An 18,327-nucleotide genomic window follows, 5' to 3' on the forward strand; every position below is an offset into this window, starting at 1 on the left:
TCCTTTTGGTCCAGCCTGCCGCCACCGGTTTCCCGGGGCGGCCGCGCAGAAAGGATGTTTGCGGCAAGCTCAGTTGCCGCGGGTCTCAAGGTCGACGTTCAGCCCGAGCGACTTCAATTCCTTCACCAGGACGTTGAAGCTTTCCGGGATGCCGGCCTCGAAATTGTCCTGGTCACGGACGATCGCCTCATAGACCTTGGTACGGCCGGAGACGTCGTCGGATTTCACCGTCAGCATCTCCTGCAAGGTATAGGCGGCGCCATAGGCTTCAAGCGCCCAGACCTCCATCTCACCGAAGCGCTGACCACCGAACTGCGCCTTGCCACCCAGCGGCTGCTGCGTGACGAGCGAGTAGGGGCCGATGCTGCGGGCGTGGATCTTGTCGTCGACCAGATGGTGCAGCTTCAGCATGTAGATGATGCCGACCGTCACCTTCCGCTCGAAGATTTCCCCCGTCCGCCCATCGGTCAGCCAGACCTGGCCGGAGCTCTCCAGCCCGGCTCGGGCCAGCATGCCCTCGATATCGGCCATGCGGGCGCCGTCGAAGACCGGCGTGGCGATCGGGATGCCCTTCTTCAGGTTCTCCGACATCTCGATCAGCTGGTCGTCGCTCATCGGCGCGATCTGCTCGTCGAAGATCTCGTCCGGGTTCGCCTTGTTGCTGTCGCGGTAGACATCCTTCAGCAGGTCGAGCAGCTCCTGCCGCATGGCACCGGAACGGCGATACTCTTCGACCAACTCGCCGACCTGCTTGCCAAGATTGGCGCAGGCCCAGCCAAGATGGGTCTCAAGGATCTGCCCGACGTTCATGCGCGACGGCACGCCCAGCGGATTCAGGACGATGTCGACGCTCGTACCGTCCTCGAGGAAGGGCATGTCCTCCACCGGAACGACGCGGGAGACCACGCCCTTGTTGCCGTGCCGACCGGCCATCTTGTCGCCAGGCTGCAGCTTCCGCTTCACCGCGACGAAGACCTTGACCATCTTCATCACGCCGGGCGGCAGCTCGTCGCCACGCTGCAGCTTCTCGACCTTCGATTCGAACCGCTTCTGCAGGCGCTCGACGGCCGCGTCGAACTCCCGCTTCAGCGCCTCGATGTCGGCCATGGCGGCATCGTCCTGCACGCCGATCTGGCGCCAGGTGGCCTTGGCGAACTGGTCCAGCACCTCATCGGTGATGGTGGTGCCGGCCTTCACGCCACGGAAGCCGCCCGAAGCCTTGCGGTTCAGCAGCCGCTCGCGCAGCCGGCTATGGAAGGACCGCTCCTGGATCGACTTCTCGTCGTCGCGGTCCTTGGCCAGCCGCTCGATCTCGGCGCGCTCGATCGCCATCGCGCGCTCGTCCTTATCCACGCCACGGCGGGAGAAGACGCGGACGTCGACGATGGTGCCGGCCACACCCGGTGGCAGGCGGAGCGAGGTGTCGCGCACATCGCTAGCCTTCTCGCCGAAGATGGCGCGGAGCAGCTTCTCCTCCGGCGTCATCGGGCTTTCGCCCTTCGGCGTCACCTTGCCGATCAGGATGTCACCCGGCTGCACTTCCGCGCCGATATAGACGATGCCGGCCTCGTCGAGGTTGCGGAGCGCTTCCTCGCCGACATTCGGGATGTCCCGGGTGATCTCTTCCTGGCCCAGCTTGGTGTCACGGGCCATGACTTCGAATTCCTCGATGTGGATCGAGGTGAAGACGTCGTCCTTGGCGATCCGCTCGGAGATCAGGATGCTGTCTTCGAAGTTGTAGCCGTTCCAGGGCATGAAGGCGACCAGGACGTTCCGCCCCAGCGCCAGCTCGCCCAGCTCGGTGCTCGGCCCATCGGCGATGATCTCGCCGCCACGCACGCCGTCGCCCACCTTCACCAGCGGGCGCTGGTTGATGCAGGTGCTCTGGTTGGAGCGCTGGAACTTGCGCAGCCGGTAGATATCGACGCCACGGGTGGTGCCGTCATCACCGGTCGCACGCACCACGATGCGGGCACCGTCGATGCTGTCCACCACGCCGTCGCGCTTGGCCACGATGGTCGCGCCGGAATCCCGGGCCACCGCCGATTCCATGCCCGTTCCGACCAGCGGCGCATCGGCCCGCACCAGCGGCACCGCCTGGCGCTGCATGTTGGAGCCCATCAGCGCGCGGTTGGCGTCATCGTTCTCGAGGAAGGGGATGAGCGCCGCGGCAACCGAGACGAGCTGCTTCGGCGACACGTCGATCGCGGTGACTTCCTCCGGCTTCACCAGCCGGAAGTCACCACCCTGACGGACCGAGACCAGCTCGGACATGAACTGGCCGGTGGACGCATCGACCTCGGCATCGGCCTGGGCGACGACCAGCCGCTCCTCCTCCATGGCGGAGAGGTAGCGCGGCTCGCCGACGATCTTGCCATCCCGCACCAGCCGGTACGGCGTCTCGATGAAGCCGTACTTGTTCACCTTGGCGAAGGTCGCCAGGGAGTTGATCAGGCCGATATTCGGGCCTTCCGGCGTCTCGATCGGGCAGATGCGGCCGTAATGCGTCGGGTGCACGTCGCGCACCTCGAAGCCGGCGCGCTCGCGGGTCAGACCGCCAGGTCCGAGCGCGGAGAGGCGGCGCTTATGCGTCACTTCCGAGAGCGGGTTGGTCTGGTCCATGAACTGGCTGAGCTGGCTGGAGCCGAAGAACTCCCGCACCGCCGCCGCCGCCGGCTTGGCGTTGATCAGGTCATGCGGCATGACGGTGTCGATATCAACCGACCCCATGCGCTCCTTGATCGCGCGCTCCATCCGCAGCAGGCCGACGCGGTACTGGTTCTCCATCAGCTCGCCGACCGAACGCACCCGGCGGTTGCCGAGGTTGTCGATGTCGTCGATCTGGCCGCGGCCGTCCTTCAGCTCGAGCAGCACGCGCATGGTGGCAATGATGTCCTGCTTGCGCAGGGTGCGGACGGTGTCCGCCACTTCCTCGGCGGAGAAGCCGAGGCGCATGTTCATCTTCACCCGCCCGACCGAGGAGAGGTCGTAGCGCTCGCCGTCAAAGAACAGGCCCTTGAACAGGGTCTCGGCGGTCTCCGGCGTCGGCGGCTCACCCGGGCGCATCACCCGGTAGATGTCCATCAGCGCTTCGTCGCGGCTGGTGTTCTTGTCCACCGTCAGCGTGTTGCGGATCCAGGGACCCACGCTCTGGTCGATGGCCAGCGTCGGCAGCCGGTCGAGGCCGGCCGATTCGATCGCCGCCAGCTTCGGCTCGGTCAGTTCCTCACCGGCCTCGGCCCAGATCTCGCCGGTCTCCATGTTGACCAGGTCTTCGGCCACGAAACGGCCGAGCAGATCTGCCCGGCCGACGAGCACCTCGGTCGTGCCGCCTTCGGCGATCTTCCGCGCCGCACGCGGGGTCAGTTTGGCGTCCTTCTCGGCCACCACCTGCCCGGTCATCGCATCGACCAGCGGCTCGGACAGCTTGATGCCGCGGAAGGCCTCGGGGTCGAAGGGACGCGACCAGCCGGTCGGGCTGCGGGTGAAGGCAACCTGGCCATAGAAGCAGTTGAGGATTTCCTCGGCATCCATGCCGCGGATCTCATTCGGCTCCAGCGCCGTCGCGCCCTTCTCGACCCGCAACGCCTCGGTCCGCTCGCTATCCAGCGCCAGCAGCAGGGTGCTCGCCGGCAGCTTGCGCTTGCGGTCGATGCGGACGTAGCAGATGTCCTTGGCGTCGAATTCGAAATCAAGCCAGGAACCGCGATAGGGGATGACACGCGCGGCGAAGAGATACTTGCCGCTGCTATGCGTCTTGCCCTTGTCGTGGTCGAAGAACACGCCCGGGCTGCGGTGCATCTGGGAGACGATGACGCGCTCGGTGCCGTTGATGATGAAGGTGCCGTTGTCCGTCATCAGGGGCATGTCGCCCATGTAGACGTCCTGCTCCTTGATGTCGCGGACGGAACGGCTGCCCGTATCCTCATCCACGTCCCAGACGATGAGGCGCAGGCGCACCTTGAGCGGAGCGGCAAAGGTCAGCCCGCGCTGGATGCATTCCTCGACATCGTATTTCGGCTCTTCGAGCTCGTACTGGACGAATTCCAGGCGCCCGCGGCCGGCGAAATCATCGATCGGAAAGACGGATTTGAAAACTTCCTGCAACCCGGTATGGGTCCGCGCGTCAGGATTGACCTCCATCTGCAAAAAGGCTTCGTAGGAGGCGCGCTGCACATCGATGAGGTTCGGCATCGGTGCCACTTCGGGCAAGCGCCCAAAGCTCTTGCGGATGCGCTTGCGCCCGGTGAACGACTTCGTGATAGCGTTCATGCCTGTCCCGTATCCCTCTCGCCCAGCGCGCGACCCGGTGCGTGCCGTGTTCCTGCCCGTCGGCCGCCCCATCCCCATGCCGGGAGGATGAAACGGCAGCACGGGCGGCAACCCAAAGGGTTCCCGCCCGTACCTCCGATAGTCTGGCCCCAGCCCCGGCGACGGACGCCCAGGGCTGGGATTGCAGCAGAAGCGACCTTACTTGACTTCGACGGTCGCCCCGTTCTCTTCCAGCACCTTCTTGATCTTGGCGGCCTCGTCCTTCGACGCAGCCTCCTTCACCACCTTCGGGGCGCCCTCGACCAGATCCTTGGCTTCCTTCAGCCCCAGACCGGTGATCGTGCGGATCTCCTTGATGATGTTGATCTTCTTGTCGCCGGCCTTGGCGAGGGTGACGGTGAACTCCGTCTGCTCCTCGGCGGGCGCCGCGGCGGCACCGGCAGCGGCAGGCGCCGCGGCAGCCGCAACCGGAGCAGCAGCGGAGACGCCCCACTTCTCCTCCAGCATCTTGGAGAGCTCAGCGGCTTCCAGGACGGTCAGGCTGGAGAGCTCATCGACCAGCTTTGCGAGATCGGCCATGTCTGTGTACCCTTTGATCTAATGGCTTGGCTTGCCGTTTGCAACACCCCGGGTGCATCGCCGGGCCCTGCCCGCCAATTCCACCCGGTTACAATCCAGTCAGTCAGGTCAGGCGGCTTCCGCCTCGTCCTCTGCGTCCTTCTTGGCGAAGGCCGCGAACACCCGTGCCAGCTGCGAACCAGGAGCCTGCAGGATCCCGGCGATGCGCGTTGCCGGGGTCTGGATCAGACCCAGCAGCTGCGCCCGCAGCGTCTCGAGCGACGGCAGCTCGGACAGTGCCTTGATCCCATCGGGGTTCAGGGCCTGGGTTCCGAGTGCGCCGCCCAGGATGACGAACTTGTCGTTACCCTTGGCGAACTCCACGGCAGTCTTTGCCACGGCCACCGGATCCGTCGACCACGCAAGCGCGGTCGGACCCTTCAGCAGCGGCGTGATGCCCTGGAAGCGGGTGCCGTCGAGGGCGAGCATGGCCAGCCGGTTCTTCGCGACCTTGTACGTCGCACCAGCATCGCGCATGCGGCGGCGCAGATTGCTCACTTCGGCGACCGTCAGACCCTTGTTCTGGGCGACGAGCACGAAGGAAGTATCGGCGAACACCGTGGCGAGGTGGGCGATGAACTCGCGCTTTTCCGTGCGGTCCAAATCCCGTCTCCGTCGGTGGCCGGCGCCTGGTGGAGGGGCTACGGCCGGTTCACACGGGGACCTCCGGCGGAATGCCGAAGATCCCGGTTCGCCTGTCTGAGCCGGACTGCCAAGCCATTGCGCCGCCGGGAAACATCCCGGGCGGCGTGGATGGTTTCGCACCCCGTCTACCGCTGGCGGAACCGAAGTTCCCTTAAGGCCCCCTCCCTTCAGATCAGGGTTGGGGGCTACCCGTGGTCTCGGACAGGTTTCGAGATGGCCTTGCGGGCCACCCCTGCGCGCCCATCCTCAAGGATGGGCGAATTTCAAGGCCTCAGGTCGCGGCGCTGAGCGAGGTGATGTCCACCTTCACGCCCGGGCCCATGGAGGAGGCCACGGAGACCTTCTTCACATAGGTGCCCTTGGCGCCAGCCGGACGGGCCCGCTGGATCGCATCCACAAAGGCGCGGGCATTCTCGAGAAGCTTCTCCTCGTCGAAGCTCACCTTGCCGATCCCGGCATGGACGATCCCGGCCTTCTCGGCGCGGAACTCGACCTGACCGGCCTTGGCGGCGGTGACCGCGCCCTTGACGTCCATGGTAACGGTGCCGAGGCGAGGGTTCGGCATCAGCCCGCGCGGGCCGAGGATCTTACCCAGGCGCCCGACCAGACCCATCATGTCCGGGGTGGCGATGCAGCGGTCGAACTCGATCTTGCCTTCCTGGACGGCGGCGGCGAGGTCATCGGCGCCGACCACATCGGCACCGGCGGCCAGGGCCTCCTCGGCCTTGGGGCCACGGGCGAAGACGCCGACGCGGACCACCTTGCCAGTGCCGTTCGGCAGGCCGACCACGCCGCGGACCATCTGGTCGGCATGCCGCGGATCGATGCCAAGGTTCATCGAGATTTCGATCGTCTCGTCGAACTTCGCCTTGGCATTGGCCTTCACCAGGCTGATTGCCTGGGTCAGCGGAAGGATGGCGTCACGGTCGATGGACGCGTAGATCGCCTTGAGACGCTTGCCCTGCTTCGCCATGACTTACGCCTCCACCACGGTGAGACCCATGGAACGGGCCGAGCCTGCGAGCATGCTGACAGCCGCCTCCACGTCGTTGGCGTTCATGTCCTTCATCTTGGTCGCCGCGATCTCGCGCAGCTGGGTCTTGGTGACCCGGCCGACCGAGCCGCCCTTGCCCGGCGTGGTGCTGCCCTTGGTGATGGCGGCGGCGCGCAGCAGGAAGTGCGTGTTCGGCGGGGTCTTGGTGATGAAGGCGAAGGTACGGTCGGAGAAGGCGGTGATGACCACCGGCGTCGGCGTGCCGGGCTCGAGGCCCTGGGTCGCCGCGTTGAATTCCTTCACGAACTGCATGATGTTCAGGCCGCGCTGACCCAGCGCCGGGCCGACCGGCGGCGAGGGGTTCGCCTTGCCGGCAGGAATCTGCAGCTTGATGTAGCCGGTGATCTTCTTGGCCATAATCGGTCCCTGCGATCAGGGAGCCGCGGTGCCTACGGCGCATGGCCAACCAGGATCATTCCTGATGGGCCAAGCGCCTCCCGCGTCTCGGTCGAGTGAGCGGGGGCGTATGGGCGGGTCCGGCGGGAGAGTCAAGCCTCTCCGCGCTGCACCCGTTGGCCGCAGGCTAGAGGCGGCTGCCGGCCGAGCGCCGGGTCACCATGTTGTAGATAAAGAGCACGATGATGGCGCCGACGACCGCACCAATGAAGCCCGCGCCTTCGCCGGCCCGGTACCAGCCGATCGCCTGGCCAAGGTAGGTGGCAACGACGGCGCCGACGATGCCAAGCAGGGTGGTGATGATGAAGCCGGCCGGGTCACGCCCCGGGTGGAGGAATTTTGCGACCAGGCCGGCCAGGAAGCCGATCACGATTGTGCCGATGATACCCATGACAGGATCCTTTCCAATGCGCGGGGTAAAGGCGGCGGGCGCCCTCCGGTTCCTTGGCGGAACGGGCAATTCCCTGCGCATGCCCGCCACTTCGGACGGTCCTCGGCGTTGGTGGCCCGGACAACACAGGGAATGGCGGACGATGAGCGAGAACCTATTCGGCAAAACGGGTGGTGGGCTGGCCGGCGGCATGTCGGGCGGACTGCAGATGGCGGCGATCGCTCTCCTGGTGCAGCAGTTGATGAAGCACTCTCGGACAACAGCGACCGAAGCTCCTGCCACGGGCGAGACCCAGGCCGTGCCTGCCCAGGGCGGTGGCCTCGGTGACATCCTGGGCGGGTTGCTTGGCGGGGGCGCCGGCGCGGCGGCCAGCGGCGGTATCCTTGGTGGCCTGCTGGGCGGCGGATCCTCCGCCGGCGGCGGGATCCTCGGCGGGCTCGGCGGCCTGCTCGGTGGCCTGCGTGGCCATGGCATGGAAGACAAGGTGAACAGCTGGGTCCAGCCGGGGCCGAACCAAAGCGTGTCGGCTGATGAGTTGTCGCGCGCCTTCGATCCGAAGGACATCGATGCAGCCGCCCGCGAGGCCGGGACAGACCGCGGCGGGCTGATGCAGGAGGTCAGCCGCCTGCTGCCCGAATTCGTTGACAAGCTGACGCCGCAGGGCCGGTTGCCCGAGCGAGACACGGACCTTGGCAGCGGCGGTCTTGGCGGGTTGCTGGGCAGCCTGTTCGGCGGCCAGGGCCAGCCACGACGGTAGGCCTGGCCACGACGGTAGAACCTGGGACGGGCGCCGGAGACGGCGCCCGCTTCGTCTCAGACCTTTTCGACCTGGGTATATTCGAGCTCGACCGGGGTCGAACGCCCGAAGATGCTGACCGAGACCTTCACCCGGCCGCGCTCCTCGTCCACTTCCTCGACCGTGCCCATGAAGCTGGTGAAGGGACCATCGGCAACCCGGACCTGCTCGCCGATCTCGAAGACCACGGCGGGCTTGCGCGGCTTGTCCACGCCTTCCTTGACCTGGTTGACGATACGCTGAGCCTCGGCCTCGGTAATCGGGCTCGGCTTGTTCTTGTTGCCGAGGAAGCCGGTGACCTTGGGCGTGTCCTTCACCAGGTGCCAGGCGTCGTCCGACATATCCATCTTCACCAGGACATAGCCGGGGAAGAACTTACGCTCGGAATTCACCTTCTGGCCGCGACGAACCTCGGTCACTTCCTCGGCGGGGACCAGGATCTCGTCGAATTGGTCGGCCAGCCCCTTCTGGGCGGCCTGTTCCTTGATCTGCTGCGCGATCTTCTTCTCGAAGCCGGAGTAGACGTGGACCACGTACCAGCGCTTGGCCATATCTGTGCGGTTCCCTCACCCGATTCCGAATAGGCCGCGCATCGCCAAGGCGATCAACTGATCGACGACCAGGAAGAAGACGGCCGCCAGCGCCGACATGGCGAGTACCAGCCCGGTCGTGATCAGGGTCTCCTTGCGGGACGGCCAGGTGACCTTGGCCACCTCGGTCCGCACTTCCCGGACATAGAGTGCGGGATCGAACTTGGCCAACGCGAAGAACCTCTGGGCTCGGGTGGAATGCTGCGCGGGCGGCGCCCGCCCTGGGCACCACCCGACCGAATACTGCGGTCTTGGCGGATAGTCAGCGGGCTTGGCAGGGGCGGAGGGTCTCGAACCCACAACCTCCGGTTTTGGAGACCGGCACTCTAGCCAATTGAGCTACGCCCCTATGCCCGCAGCCAGGACGGCGGGAATAGCCGAGCCGGCGGAGGCTGTCCAGACGTGCAAGGCACGATCCGGCAGCCAAATGCCAAAAACGGCCCGGCCACCACCGGGCCGCGCAGGCCTCTACTTCACGATGCTGGCGACGACGCCGGCGCCGACGGTGCGGCCGCCCTCGCGGATGGCGAAGCGCAGGCCCTCGTCCATGGCGATCGGCGCGATCAGCTCGACGTCCATCGACACGTTGTCGCCCGGCATCACCATCTCGACGCCTTCCGGCAGCTTGACGATGCCCGTGACGTCCGTGGTCCGGAAGTAGAACTGCGGCCGGTAGTTGGTGAAGAACGGCGTGTGCCGGCCACCTTCTTCCTTCGTCAGGATATAGGCCTCGGCCTTGAAGCCGGTGTGCGGGGTGATCGAGCCGGGGGCGGCCAGAACCTGGCCACGCTCGACGTCCTCACGCTTCACGCCGCGCAGCAGCGCGCCGATGTTGTCGCCCGCCTGCCCGCTGTCCAGCAGCTTGCGGAACATCTCGACGCCGGTAACGACGGTCTTCACCGTGGTCTTCAGCCCGACGATCTCGACTTCCTCGCCCACCTTGACGATGCCGCGCTCGACGCGCCCGGTCACCACCGTGCCGCGGCCCGAGATGCTGAACACGTCCTCGACCGGCATCAGGAAGGGCCGGTCCAGCGCACGCGCCGGCTGCGGGATATAGGCATCCACCGCCGCCATCAGCTCGAGGATCGCCTTCTCGCCGATCTCCGGCGTCTTGTCCTCGAGGGCGGCCACCGCCGAGCCCTTGATGATCGGGATGTCGTCGCCCGGGAACTTGTAGGCCGAGAGCAGCTCGCGGACTTCCATCTCGACCAGCTCGACCAGATCCGGGTCGGCCAGGTCCATCTTGTTCAGGAAGACCACCAGCGCCGGCACGCCGACCTGACGCGCCAGCAGGATGTGCTCGCGGGTCTGCGGCATCGGGCCGTCGGCCGCCGAGACCACCAGGATCGCGCCGTCCATCTGCGCCGCGCCGGTGATCATGTTCTTCACATAATCGGCGTGGCCGGGGCAGTCGACGTGGGCGTAGTGCCGGTTCTGCGTCTCGTACTCGACATGCGCGGTCGAGATCGTGATCCCGCGCGCCTTCTCCTCCGGCGCCTTGTCGATCTGGTCGTACGCCGTGAACGTCGCACCACCGGTCTTGGCCAGAACCTTGGTGATCGCCGCGGTCAGCGACGTCTTGCCATGATCAACGTGACCAATCGTGCCAATGTTGCAGTGCGGCTTGTTCCGCTCAAACTTCGCCTTCGCCATTGCCCGGCTCCGCTATCCCGTCTGATCCGTTTCGTCGTGCCGGCTGCCGGACCTGTCTGTCCCCGCCTGATGGCCGGGCCTGGGGACGGATCCGCCTTGCCGGTCGGCGGCGCTTACGGCGCCACCAAGGCCTGGTCCGGCGAGGCCGGAGCCAAGTTAGGCAAACTGCTCAAACCCAGGCCGGAAGCCGGTTTCAGGGCGCCAGGCCAGGACAAATTCACGTCGCGCCAGCCGTCACCCTTGCCGGCCGGCGCGGCTGGCCCTATCAGGAACACTGTTCCGGGTCAACGCCGACGGGACCGGTACGCGGACGTAGCTCAGCTGGTAGAGCGTCAGATTTCCAATCTGAATGTCGCGAGTTCGAACCTCGTCGTCCGCTCCACCCGGCCCATCCTTTCCGGTCTCAGTTCTGCGGCACTTCCAGGCGGCTGAGGATCGGCTTCCAGCGGGATGCTTCGCTGCGCAGGAAGCCGCCGAATTCCTCGGCGCTGCTCCCCACCGGGAATTGCCCGTCATTGGTCAGGCGCTCGCGGATGCGGGCGTCCTGCAGGGCATGGATGGCGGCCGCGTTCAGGCGCTGCAGGGCCTCGGGCGGCGTACGGGCGGGGGCAAGCAGGCCGAACCAGCTTTCGGCCACCAGCCCGGGCGAACCTTCGGCGAAGGTCGGCACCTCCGGCGTGGAACCGACCCGGCGGGCGCTGGTCCAGCCCAGGATCCGGCCCTGGCCGTTGCGGACCACCGGCAGGGCGGTGCCGCCGGCGACCACCAGCAGATCCAGGTTCCCGGCCAGGAAATCGTTCAACTGGGCCGCATCGCCCCGGTAGGTGACATCCTGCATGGTGATCCCCAGCCGCTCCAGCACCATCAGCATGGCGACATTGGTCAGCGTGGTCGGGCCATTGGTGCCGTAGGTCACCTGCCCCGGCCGGGCCTTGGCCGCGGCGACCATGGCGGCGATATCGGCCGGGCCGTCGTTCCGGGCGATGACCGCGAAGGGGAAGGTCGAGCAGAGGGTGACCGGAGCGAAATCCTCCAGCTTGTACGGCAGGGTCCGGTAGATCACCGGATTGATGGTGAGCGTCGTCCCGGCGGCCATCAGGATGGTGTGGCCATCCGGAGCCGCGCGGGCGGCATATTCGGCACCGATGATGGTATTGCCGCCAGGGCGGTTGTCCACCTGCACGGGCTTGCCCAGCACCTCCGCCATCCGCTCCGCCATGAGACGGGTCAGCACGTCGGTGCTGCCGCCGGCGGCGAAGGGCACCACCACGGTGACCGGGCGGGCCGGAAAGGATTGCGCCAGGGCGGGGGTCGCAAGCAGCCAAGCGGCAAGGCCCGAAGTCAGGCCGCGGCGGGTGATGATGGGCATGGAAGTCTCCACAAGAGATGCGGTCAGGCCGGGGTAGATGCAAAGGTGTCGTAAAGGCGCAGCCGATCCATGTCCTCGGCGGCGATCGCCTGGCGCGGGGCCTCGGCCAGCCAGCGGGCGGTCCGAGCCCGGGTTTCGTCCAGACGGCGGGCAACGCTGCCGATGCGGCCGGTGGCGCTGGCTGGTGGCAGCACGCCGTCGCCGGTCCAGGGCAAGGCAAGGCTCCAGTCTTCGCGCCAGGGCCGCCGGCCGCCGGGCCGTGCCGGGCAGGCGTTGGTCCGGGTGCCGGCACCGAGGTAGTGGACCCGCAACGCCCCACCACCCGGGGCGGCATGGATGCGGCCCGCCAGGGTCTCGGCAAGGGCGCAATCACCATTCTCGCGGGACGACAGGGTCTCGATGCCCAGGATGCGAAAGCTTCCGCCATTGTCCACGCCGGCGATGAGCAGGAGCTCCTGGAAGACCCCGGTGCCGGTATTGCCCTCGAAGGCCAGCAGGGCGAGATCGCGGCCGGCGATGTGCACCACGCCCTGGAGACGGGCGCCGCCATACCAGCTCGGGGCGGTGATGCGGCCAGCCGGCGCGCCGGGGCCGGTGGCGCGGAATTCGAAGGTCTTGCGTTGGTCGGCCGAGGTCAGGATTCGGGCGACCACCGGAATGGGAGCCAGGCCAGGCACCAGTTGGAGGCGCCGGGACGGCGCCGCGGCCGCCGGGCTCGCCACCGCGGCCAGTGCCGTGGCGAGGAGAGCCCGCCGGGCCAATCGATGGGCGCCGGCTTCGCCGGTCACCTTGAGTTCGAGCATGGACATTCCCGCGCCGCGCGGTCCCGGCATGGGCGGCAGCGGCGCGGTGATAGTCCAGCTCCCCGTGCGGCGGAAGGCGGCTGGCCTCCGACGGCGGGAATGGGGAGACTGCGCCCGCGGCGGCGTGGAGGCGGCAGGGCGATGCGGATCAGCGAGACGAGCCTTCCCGGGGTCATGCAGGTGGTAGGAGAGCCGGTGGTGGACGAACGCGGCAGCTTCGCCCGGACCTGGTGCCGGGACAGCTTCGCCGCCGCCGGTATCCTCTTCCAGCCGAGCCAGGCCAGCCTTTCCGATAACCGGCAGCGGCACACCCTGCGGGGCCTGCATTGGCAGGCGGCGCCGGCCGCGGAGCAGAAGCTGGTCCGCTGCCTGCGCGGCGCGGTCTTCGACGTGGCGGTGGACCTCCGCCCGGCCTCGCCGAGCTACCGGCACTGGACGGCGCTGCGGCTGGCGCCGGAGGCGCACAACGCCCTGTTCATCCCGGCCGGCTTCGCCCATGGCTTCCTGACCCTGACCGAGGATGCGCTGGTCGAGTACCTGATCGACGCCGCCTATGAACCGGCTGCGGCACGGGGCGCGCGCTGGGATGACCCGGCCTTTGGGATCGACTGGCCGGCGCAGCCCGAGGTGATCTCCGCGCGCGACCGTGCCTGGCCCGACCGTGCCGGCTAGGCGAATTCTGGTGACCGGTGCCGGTGGCTTCGTCGGCCGCCAGGTGCTGGAGCCGCTGCGGGCCCTGGGGTTCGAGGTGCATGCCGTCACGTCCCGGGCAGGCGCACCGCTGCCCGGGGTGACCTGGCATGTCGCGGACCTGCTGACGGCGGCGGGGCGAAGGGCGGCCCTGGCCGTGGCGCCGGATACGGTGCTGCATGCCGCCTGGTATGTGGCGCATGGCAGATTCTGGATGGCGCCGGAGAACATGGCCTGGGCGGCAGCCTCGGCCGGGCTGCTCGATGAATTCGTGCGGGCGGGCGGGCGGCGCTTCATCGGCCTCGGCAGTTGTGCCGAATACGGGACCGAGCCCGCCGGTACGGCGCCCTGGTCAGAAACGCGGGCGCTCGCCCCCGCAACGCTTTATGGGCTGGCGAAGGCGAGCTTCGCCACACGGTTGGCCGGGACCGGGATCAGCACCGCCTGGGCTCGGCTGTTCCATCTGTTCGGGCCGGGGGAAGCGCCGGGACGGCTGGTGCCATCGGTGATGGCGGCGCTGCGGGCAGGACGCCCGGCGGATTGCGCCTCCGGCCGCCCGGTGCGGGATTTCGCCAGCACCTGGTTCACCGGCCGGGCCTTGGCGGCGCTGGCGGCCAGCGAGGTTCAGGGCGCGGTGAATGTGGCGGCGGGAGAAGGACTGCCGATCGGGGCGCTGGTCGGGCGGATCGGCCGGCTGAGCGGGCGGGCGGAGCTGGTCCGGCTCGGCGCCCTGCCCGACCGGCCGGACGAGGTGCCGAGCATGGTCGCCGCGACCGCGCGCCTGCGCCGGGAGGTCGGCTTCACCGAAGCCTGCGACCTCGATGCCGACCTTGCTCGGCTCTGGCGGGAGGAGTTGCTTGCGGCGCCGGGTGGGGCTGCCTAAAGCTGCGGGCGGTTGATGGGGGCCTCGCGGCATGCGCCTTGCGGGCATGAAGGCAGTGATCCTGGCGGGCGGCCTCGGCACCCGGCTGGCGGAGGAGACGGAGCTGCGCCCCAAGCCGATGGTCGAGATCGGCGGGCGGCCCATCCTCTGGCACATCATGAAGATCTTCGGCCATTACGGGGTCCGGGATTTCGTCGTCTGCCTTGGCTACAAGGGCTATGTGATCAAGGAATACTTCGTCAATTACCGCCACCACGTCGCCGATATCACGGTGGACTTGGCGGCCGGCGCGGTCGAGGTGCATCGCTCCGGCGCCGAGGACTGGCGGGTCTCGCTGATCGAGACCGGCGAACAGACCATGACTGGCGGGCGGCTCAAGCGGGTGCGGGACTACCTGGGGGACCAGGACTTCTTCATGACCTATGGCGATGGCGTCGCCGATATCGACCTGGCGGCGCTGCTGGCGGCGCATCGGGCGGCGGGCCGGCTGGCCACGGTCACCGCGGTGCAGCCCTCCGGCCGCTTCGGCGCGCTCGAGTTGGACGATGCGCGGGTGACCGCCTTCCGGGAAAAGCCGGCGGGTGATGGGTCGGCGATCAATGGCGGCTTTTTCGTGCTCTCGCCCAAGGTGCTGGAGCTGATCGAGGGTGACGCGACCACCTGGGAGCGCGAGCCGATGGAACGGCTGGCGGCGGAGGGTCAGCTGACGGCCTATCGGCACGGCGGCTTCTGGCAGCCGATGGATACGCTGCGGGACCGGCGGCAGCTGGAGGCGCTCTGGGCCAGCGGACAGGCGCCGTGGAAGCTGTGGTGACCCCCGGCTTCTGGGCTGGACGGCGGGTGCTGGTCACCGGCCATACCGGCTTCAAGGGCGCCTGGCTGACCCTCTGGCTGGCCCGGCTGGGGGCGCGGGTCCAGGGGCTGGCCCTGCCGCCGGACACCACGCCGAGCCTGTTTGCCAAGGCCGTCACCGAGGCCGATGCGGTTTCCCATTTGCTGGACCTGCGGGATGCGGCGGCCGTTACGCGCTGCGTCGCCGCGGCGGCACCGGAGGTGGTCTTCCACCTCGCCGCCCAGCCCCTGGTGCGCCGGTCCTATGCCGAGCCGGTCGAAACCTTCGCCACCAATGTCATGGGCACCGTGCATCTGCTGGAAGCGCTGCGACCGGTGCCCGGGCTGCGGGCGGTCGTCGTGGTGACCAGCGACAAGGCCTATCTGAACCGCGAATGGGTCTGGCCCTACCGGGAGGAAGAGGCGCTGGGCGGGCACGACCCCTACAGCGCTTCCAAAGCCGCGACCGAGATGGTGGCGGCAGCCTGGCGGCAATCCTTCTTCGCGGCGCCGGGGGCGGCCGCCATCGCCACGGCCCGGGCCGGCAACGTGATCGGCGGCGGCGACTGGGCGGCGGACCGGTTGCTGCCGGATCTGGTGCGGGCCGCGCTCGCCGGGCAGCCGGTGGAATTGCGGAACCCCGGCGCGACCCGTCCCTGGCAGCATGTGCTGGAACCGCTGGCCGGCTATCTCCGACTGGCCGAATGCCTAGCGGGCGAGGCTGGGCACGGTTTCGCCGAGGCCTGGAATTTCGGCCCGGCCGCGGCGGATGCCCTGCCGGTCGGCGAAGTCGCCGCCGCCGCGGCCGCGGCCTGGGGCCCCGGCATGACACTGCACCCGGGCAGCGGCGGCGGGCCGCATGAGGCGATGCTGCTGCAGGTCGATGCCGCCAAGGCAAGGGCCCGGCTGGGCTGGCGGCCGCGCCTCGATATCCATCAGGCGATCGGCTGGACCATCGGCTGGTACGCGGGGCAGGCCAAGGGCGAAGCGGCACGGACCCTGGCCCTGGCGCAGATCGACGCCTATGCGGAGCTTGCAGCGCGATGACCCCTCCCCCCTGCCGCGGCTGCGGCGCACCGCTGGGCCGGACGCTGGTCGATCTCGGCCTCTCGCCGCTGTCCAATTCCTATGTGCCCCCGGCGCGGATGCGGCAGGGCGAGGTCTTCCATCCGCTGCATGCGCTGGTCTGCGGCCACTGCTATCTGGTGCAGCTCGAGGCCTTCGAGGCGCCGGCGGCGATCTTCTCCGACTATGCCTATTTCTCCTCCGTCTCCTCGACCTGGCTGGCCCATGTAGAGGCCTATGCCGCGGCGATGACCCGGCGCTTCGGGCTTGGCCCAGCCTCCCGCGTGGTGGAGGTCGCCAGCAACGACGGCTACCTGCTGCAATATTTTGTCCGGGCCGGCATCCCGGTGCTGGGGGTGGAACCGGCGGCGAATGTGGCCGCAGTGGCGCGCGGCCGGGGCGTGCCGACCGAGGTCGCCTTCTTCGGGCAGGCCACGGCGGCGCGGCTGCTGGCCGAAGGCGGGCCGGCCGATCTCATGGTTGCCAACAACGTGCTCGCGCATGTGCCGGACCTGCATGATTTCCTGGCCGGCTTCGCCAGCCTGCTGGCGCCGGAAGGCGTCGTCACCTTCGAATTCCCGCATCTGCTGCGGCTGCTGGCAGAGAGCCAGTTCGACACGATCTACCATGAGCATTTCTCCTACCTGTCGCTCGGCGTGGTGGCGGGGCTGCTGCAGGGGCATGGGCTCCGGGTCTTCGACGTCGAGGAACTGCCGACCCATGGCGGCTCGCTGCGGGTCTTCGCCTGCCACGAGGATGCGGCACACGAAGGGATGGCAGCGGCCGGGCGCGTCATCGAGGGGGAGCGGGCGGCGGGGCTGTTCGAGGCGACCGGCTATGCCGGCTTCGCCGAGACGGTGGTCCGCATCAAATGCGACGCGCTGGAATTCCTCATCGGCGAACGCCGGGCCGGGCGCGTCGTCGCCGGCTATGGCGCCGCCGCCAAGGGCAATACCTTCCTGAATTACTGTGGCATCGGGCCGGAGCTGGTCCGCGTCGTGGCGGACCGCAGCCCGGCCAAGCAGGGCAGCCTGCTGCCGGGCAGCCGCATCCCGGTGGTCTCACCTGAGGCACTGCTGGCGATGCGGCCCGATGTGGTGCTGATCCTGCCCTGGAACCTGACCGCCGAGGTGATGGCCGAGATGGCGGTGATCCGCGCCTGGGGCGGCCGCTTCGCCACGGCCATCCCCGAATTGCGGGTCTTCAGCTAAGGGCCCCTGCCCGGCCGGGTTTGCAGCCGGTGGCGCATCGGTGTCCAATCGTCGGCAAGGCGATGGGAGGAACGACGATGAGCCAAGGCAATTCCGGGATGGCAGGCGCCTCGCGCTGGGAACAGGCGGGGCCGATCCGCTACCCGGACCCGGACGTGATCGCCCTCGACCCACGCTTCGAGAAGATCATCCTCGGCCATGCGGCGATCGAGCGCGTCGCCACCGGCTTCCGCTTCACCGAGGGCCCCTCCTACTACGGCGACACGCGGCAGTTGCTGTTTGCCGATATCCCGAACGACGCGCTGCTGCGCTGGGACGAGATCACCGGCCAGACGGTGACCCTGCGCAGCCCCTGCGGCAATATCGACGGCAATACCCGGGACCGCCAGGGCCGCCTCATCAGCTGCGAGCTGGGCAGCCGCACGCTGACCCGGACCGAGCTGGACGGCACCCTCACCGTGCTGGCCAGCCACTTCGAGGGCACCCGGCTGACCGGGCCGAACGACGTGGTGGTGAAGTCGGACGGATCCATCTGGTTCAGCGACAACGGCGCCGGCATCCGCGGCAATTACCTCGGCGACAAGGCGCCGCAGGAGATGCCCTACCGGGTCTACCGGCTGGACCCGGAGACGCGGGCGCTGACCATCGCGGTCGGCGACATGGCACGCCCGAACGGGTTGTGCTTCTCCCCCGACGAAAGCCGGCTTTATGTGGTCGATACCCCGGCCGCGCCGAAGACCACCTGGGTCTACGACATGGTGGATGGGATGCCGGCGAATGGCCGGCTGTTCTTCGATGCCTCGCCGGGCTGGGCCGATGGCATCCGCTGCGATACCGAGGGCAATGTCTGGTGCGGCTTCACCGGCGGGCCGGGGCAGGACGGCGTCGCGGTCTTCGCCCCCGATGGCACATTGATCGGCCGCATCCTGCTGCCGGAGCGCTGCGCCAACCTCGCCTTCGGCGGGCGCAAGCGGAACCGGCTGTTCATGACCGCGAGCCAGTCGGTCTATGCCCTGTATGTCGAGGCCCAGGGCGTGCCAGGGGGCTGAAGACGCGG

18 protein-coding genes and 2 tRNA genes are annotated in these 18,327 nt (G+C 68.2%); 8 read left to right on the top strand and 12 right to left on the bottom strand.

Translation table 11 applies throughout. The features are described 5' to 3' along the window. Positions 1–69 precede the first annotated feature (69 nt). The 6 genes from rpoB to AC0IW9_RS02945 form a co-directional block, all read right to left on the bottom strand. Positions 70–4,272: a DNA-directed RNA polymerase subunit beta gene (gene rpoB / locus AC0IW9_RS02920; protein ID WP_471646696.1), complete on the bottom strand. Its 4,203-nt coding sequence runs from the start codon at positions 4,270–4,272 to the stop codon at positions 70–72. A gap of 198 nt (positions 4,273–4,470) precedes the next feature. After that, positions 4,471–4,851: a 50S ribosomal protein L7/L12 gene (gene rplL / locus AC0IW9_RS02925; RefSeq protein WP_290320730.1), complete on the bottom strand. Its 381-nt coding sequence runs from the start codon at positions 4,849–4,851 to the stop codon at positions 4,471–4,473. A 108-nt stretch (positions 4,852–4,959) separates the two neighbouring features. Continuing rightward, positions 4,960–5,493 carry a 50S ribosomal protein L10 gene (gene rplJ, locus AC0IW9_RS02930; protein ID WP_471646697.1) on the bottom strand — a complete coding sequence of 178 codons (534 nt, stop codon included), beginning with the start codon at positions 5,491–5,493 and terminating at the stop codon, positions 4,960–4,962. A gap of 313 nt (positions 5,494–5,806) precedes the next feature. Beyond that, a complete protein-coding gene (gene rplA, locus AC0IW9_RS02935; protein WP_471646698.1) occupies positions 5,807–6,508 on the bottom strand; it encodes a 50S ribosomal protein L1 in 702 nt (233 codons plus the stop codon). A 3-nt stretch (positions 6,509–6,511) separates the two neighbouring features. Beyond that, complete coding sequence (rplK, locus tag AC0IW9_RS02940) at positions 6,512–6,946, bottom strand: 50S ribosomal protein L11 (RefSeq protein WP_471646699.1); 435 nt, start codon at positions 6,944–6,946, stop codon at positions 6,512–6,514. A gap of 166 nt (positions 6,947–7,112) precedes the next feature. Next, positions 7,113–7,376, bottom strand: coding sequence for a GlsB/YeaQ/YmgE family stress response membrane protein (locus AC0IW9_RS02945; protein ID WP_471646700.1), 264 nt, complete (start codon positions 7,374–7,376; stop codon positions 7,113–7,115). Between the two features lie 16 nt (positions 7,377–7,392). Between AC0IW9_RS02945 and AC0IW9_RS02950 the strand changes: the two genes are divergently transcribed. After that, entirely contained in the window at positions 7,393–8,133 is a 741-nt protein-coding gene (locus AC0IW9_RS02950; protein WP_471646701.1) for a YidB family protein, read from the top strand. 56 nt (positions 8,134–8,189) lie between these two features. Here the strand turns inward: AC0IW9_RS02950 and nusG are convergent, their stop codons facing one another. The 4 genes from nusG to tuf all read right to left on the bottom strand — a co-directional run bounded on the left by nusG (position 8,190) and on the right by tuf (position 10,418). Further along, positions 8,190–8,723: a transcription termination/antitermination protein NusG gene (nusG, locus tag AC0IW9_RS02955; protein ID WP_471646702.1), complete on the bottom strand. Its 534-nt coding sequence runs from the start codon at positions 8,721–8,723 to the stop codon at positions 8,190–8,192. Between the two features lie 15 nt (positions 8,724–8,738). After that, on the bottom strand, positions 8,739–8,933 hold the full coding sequence (gene secE / locus AC0IW9_RS02960) for a preprotein translocase subunit SecE (RefSeq protein WP_290320738.1): 195 nt from the start codon (positions 8,931–8,933) through the stop codon (positions 8,739–8,741). Between the two features lie 101 nt (positions 8,934–9,034). Beyond that, positions 9,035–9,111: transfer RNA gene (locus AC0IW9_RS02965), tRNA-Trp, on the bottom strand. A 119-nt stretch (positions 9,112–9,230) separates the two neighbouring features. Continuing rightward, a complete protein-coding gene (gene tuf, locus AC0IW9_RS02970; protein ID WP_471646703.1) occupies positions 9,231–10,418 on the bottom strand; it encodes an elongation factor Tu in 1,188 nt (395 codons plus the stop codon). Between the two features lie 306 nt (positions 10,419–10,724). On the opposite strand from tuf, the gene AC0IW9_RS02975 reads away from it, so the two are divergent. Beyond that, positions 10,725–10,800, top strand: a tRNA-Gly gene (locus tag AC0IW9_RS02975). 21 nt (positions 10,801–10,821) lie between these two features. Here AC0IW9_RS02975 and AC0IW9_RS02980 read toward each other — a convergent pair. After that, on the bottom strand, positions 10,822–11,787 hold the full coding sequence (locus AC0IW9_RS02980) for a Bug family tripartite tricarboxylate transporter substrate binding protein (protein ID WP_471646704.1): 966 nt from the start codon (positions 11,785–11,787) through the stop codon (positions 10,822–10,824). 23 nt (positions 11,788–11,810) lie between these two features. Beyond that, positions 11,811–12,590, bottom strand: a complete 780-nt coding sequence (locus tag AC0IW9_RS02985; protein ID WP_471646705.1) for a hypothetical protein — start codon at positions 12,588–12,590, stop codon at positions 11,811–11,813. 141 nt (positions 12,591–12,731) lie between these two features. On the opposite strand from AC0IW9_RS02985, the gene rfbC reads away from it, so the two are divergent. The 6 genes from rfbC (at position 12,732) to AC0IW9_RS03015 (ending at position 18,319) form a co-directional block, all read left to right on the top strand. Then, positions 12,732–13,262: a dTDP-4-dehydrorhamnose 3,5-epimerase gene (gene rfbC / locus AC0IW9_RS02990; protein ID WP_471646706.1), complete on the top strand. Its 531-nt coding sequence runs from the start codon at positions 12,732–12,734 to the stop codon at positions 13,260–13,262. 10 nt (positions 13,263–13,272) lie between these two features. Beyond that, entirely contained in the window at positions 13,273–14,163 is an 891-nt protein-coding gene (locus AC0IW9_RS02995; RefSeq protein ID WP_471646707.1) for an NAD-dependent epimerase/dehydratase family protein, read from the top strand. Between the two features lie 46 nt (positions 14,164–14,209). Then, on the top strand, positions 14,210–14,977 hold the full coding sequence (rfbF, locus tag AC0IW9_RS03000; protein ID WP_471646708.1) for a glucose-1-phosphate cytidylyltransferase: 768 nt from the start codon (positions 14,210–14,212) through the stop codon (positions 14,975–14,977). Then, positions 14,962–16,041 (top strand): CDP-glucose 4,6-dehydratase, encoded by a 1,080-nt coding sequence (gene rfbG / locus AC0IW9_RS03005; RefSeq protein ID WP_471646709.1) that lies wholly within the window; start codon positions 14,962–14,964, stop codon positions 16,039–16,041. The genes rfbF and rfbG overlap by 16 nt, the downstream gene beginning before the upstream one ends. Then, a complete protein-coding gene (locus AC0IW9_RS03010; RefSeq protein WP_471646710.1) occupies positions 16,038–17,270 on the top strand; it encodes a methyltransferase domain-containing protein in 1,233 nt (410 codons plus the stop codon). Before rfbG ends, AC0IW9_RS03010 begins: the two co-directional genes overlap by 4 nt. 77 nt (positions 17,271–17,347) lie before the next feature. Next, positions 17,348–18,319, top strand: coding sequence for an SMP-30/gluconolactonase/LRE family protein (locus AC0IW9_RS03015; RefSeq protein WP_471646711.1), 972 nt, complete (start codon positions 17,348–17,350; stop codon positions 18,317–18,319). Positions 18,320–18,327 lie beyond the last annotated feature (8 nt).

The sequence above is a fragment of the Belnapia sp. AC561 genome (genome assembly GCF_979252845.1).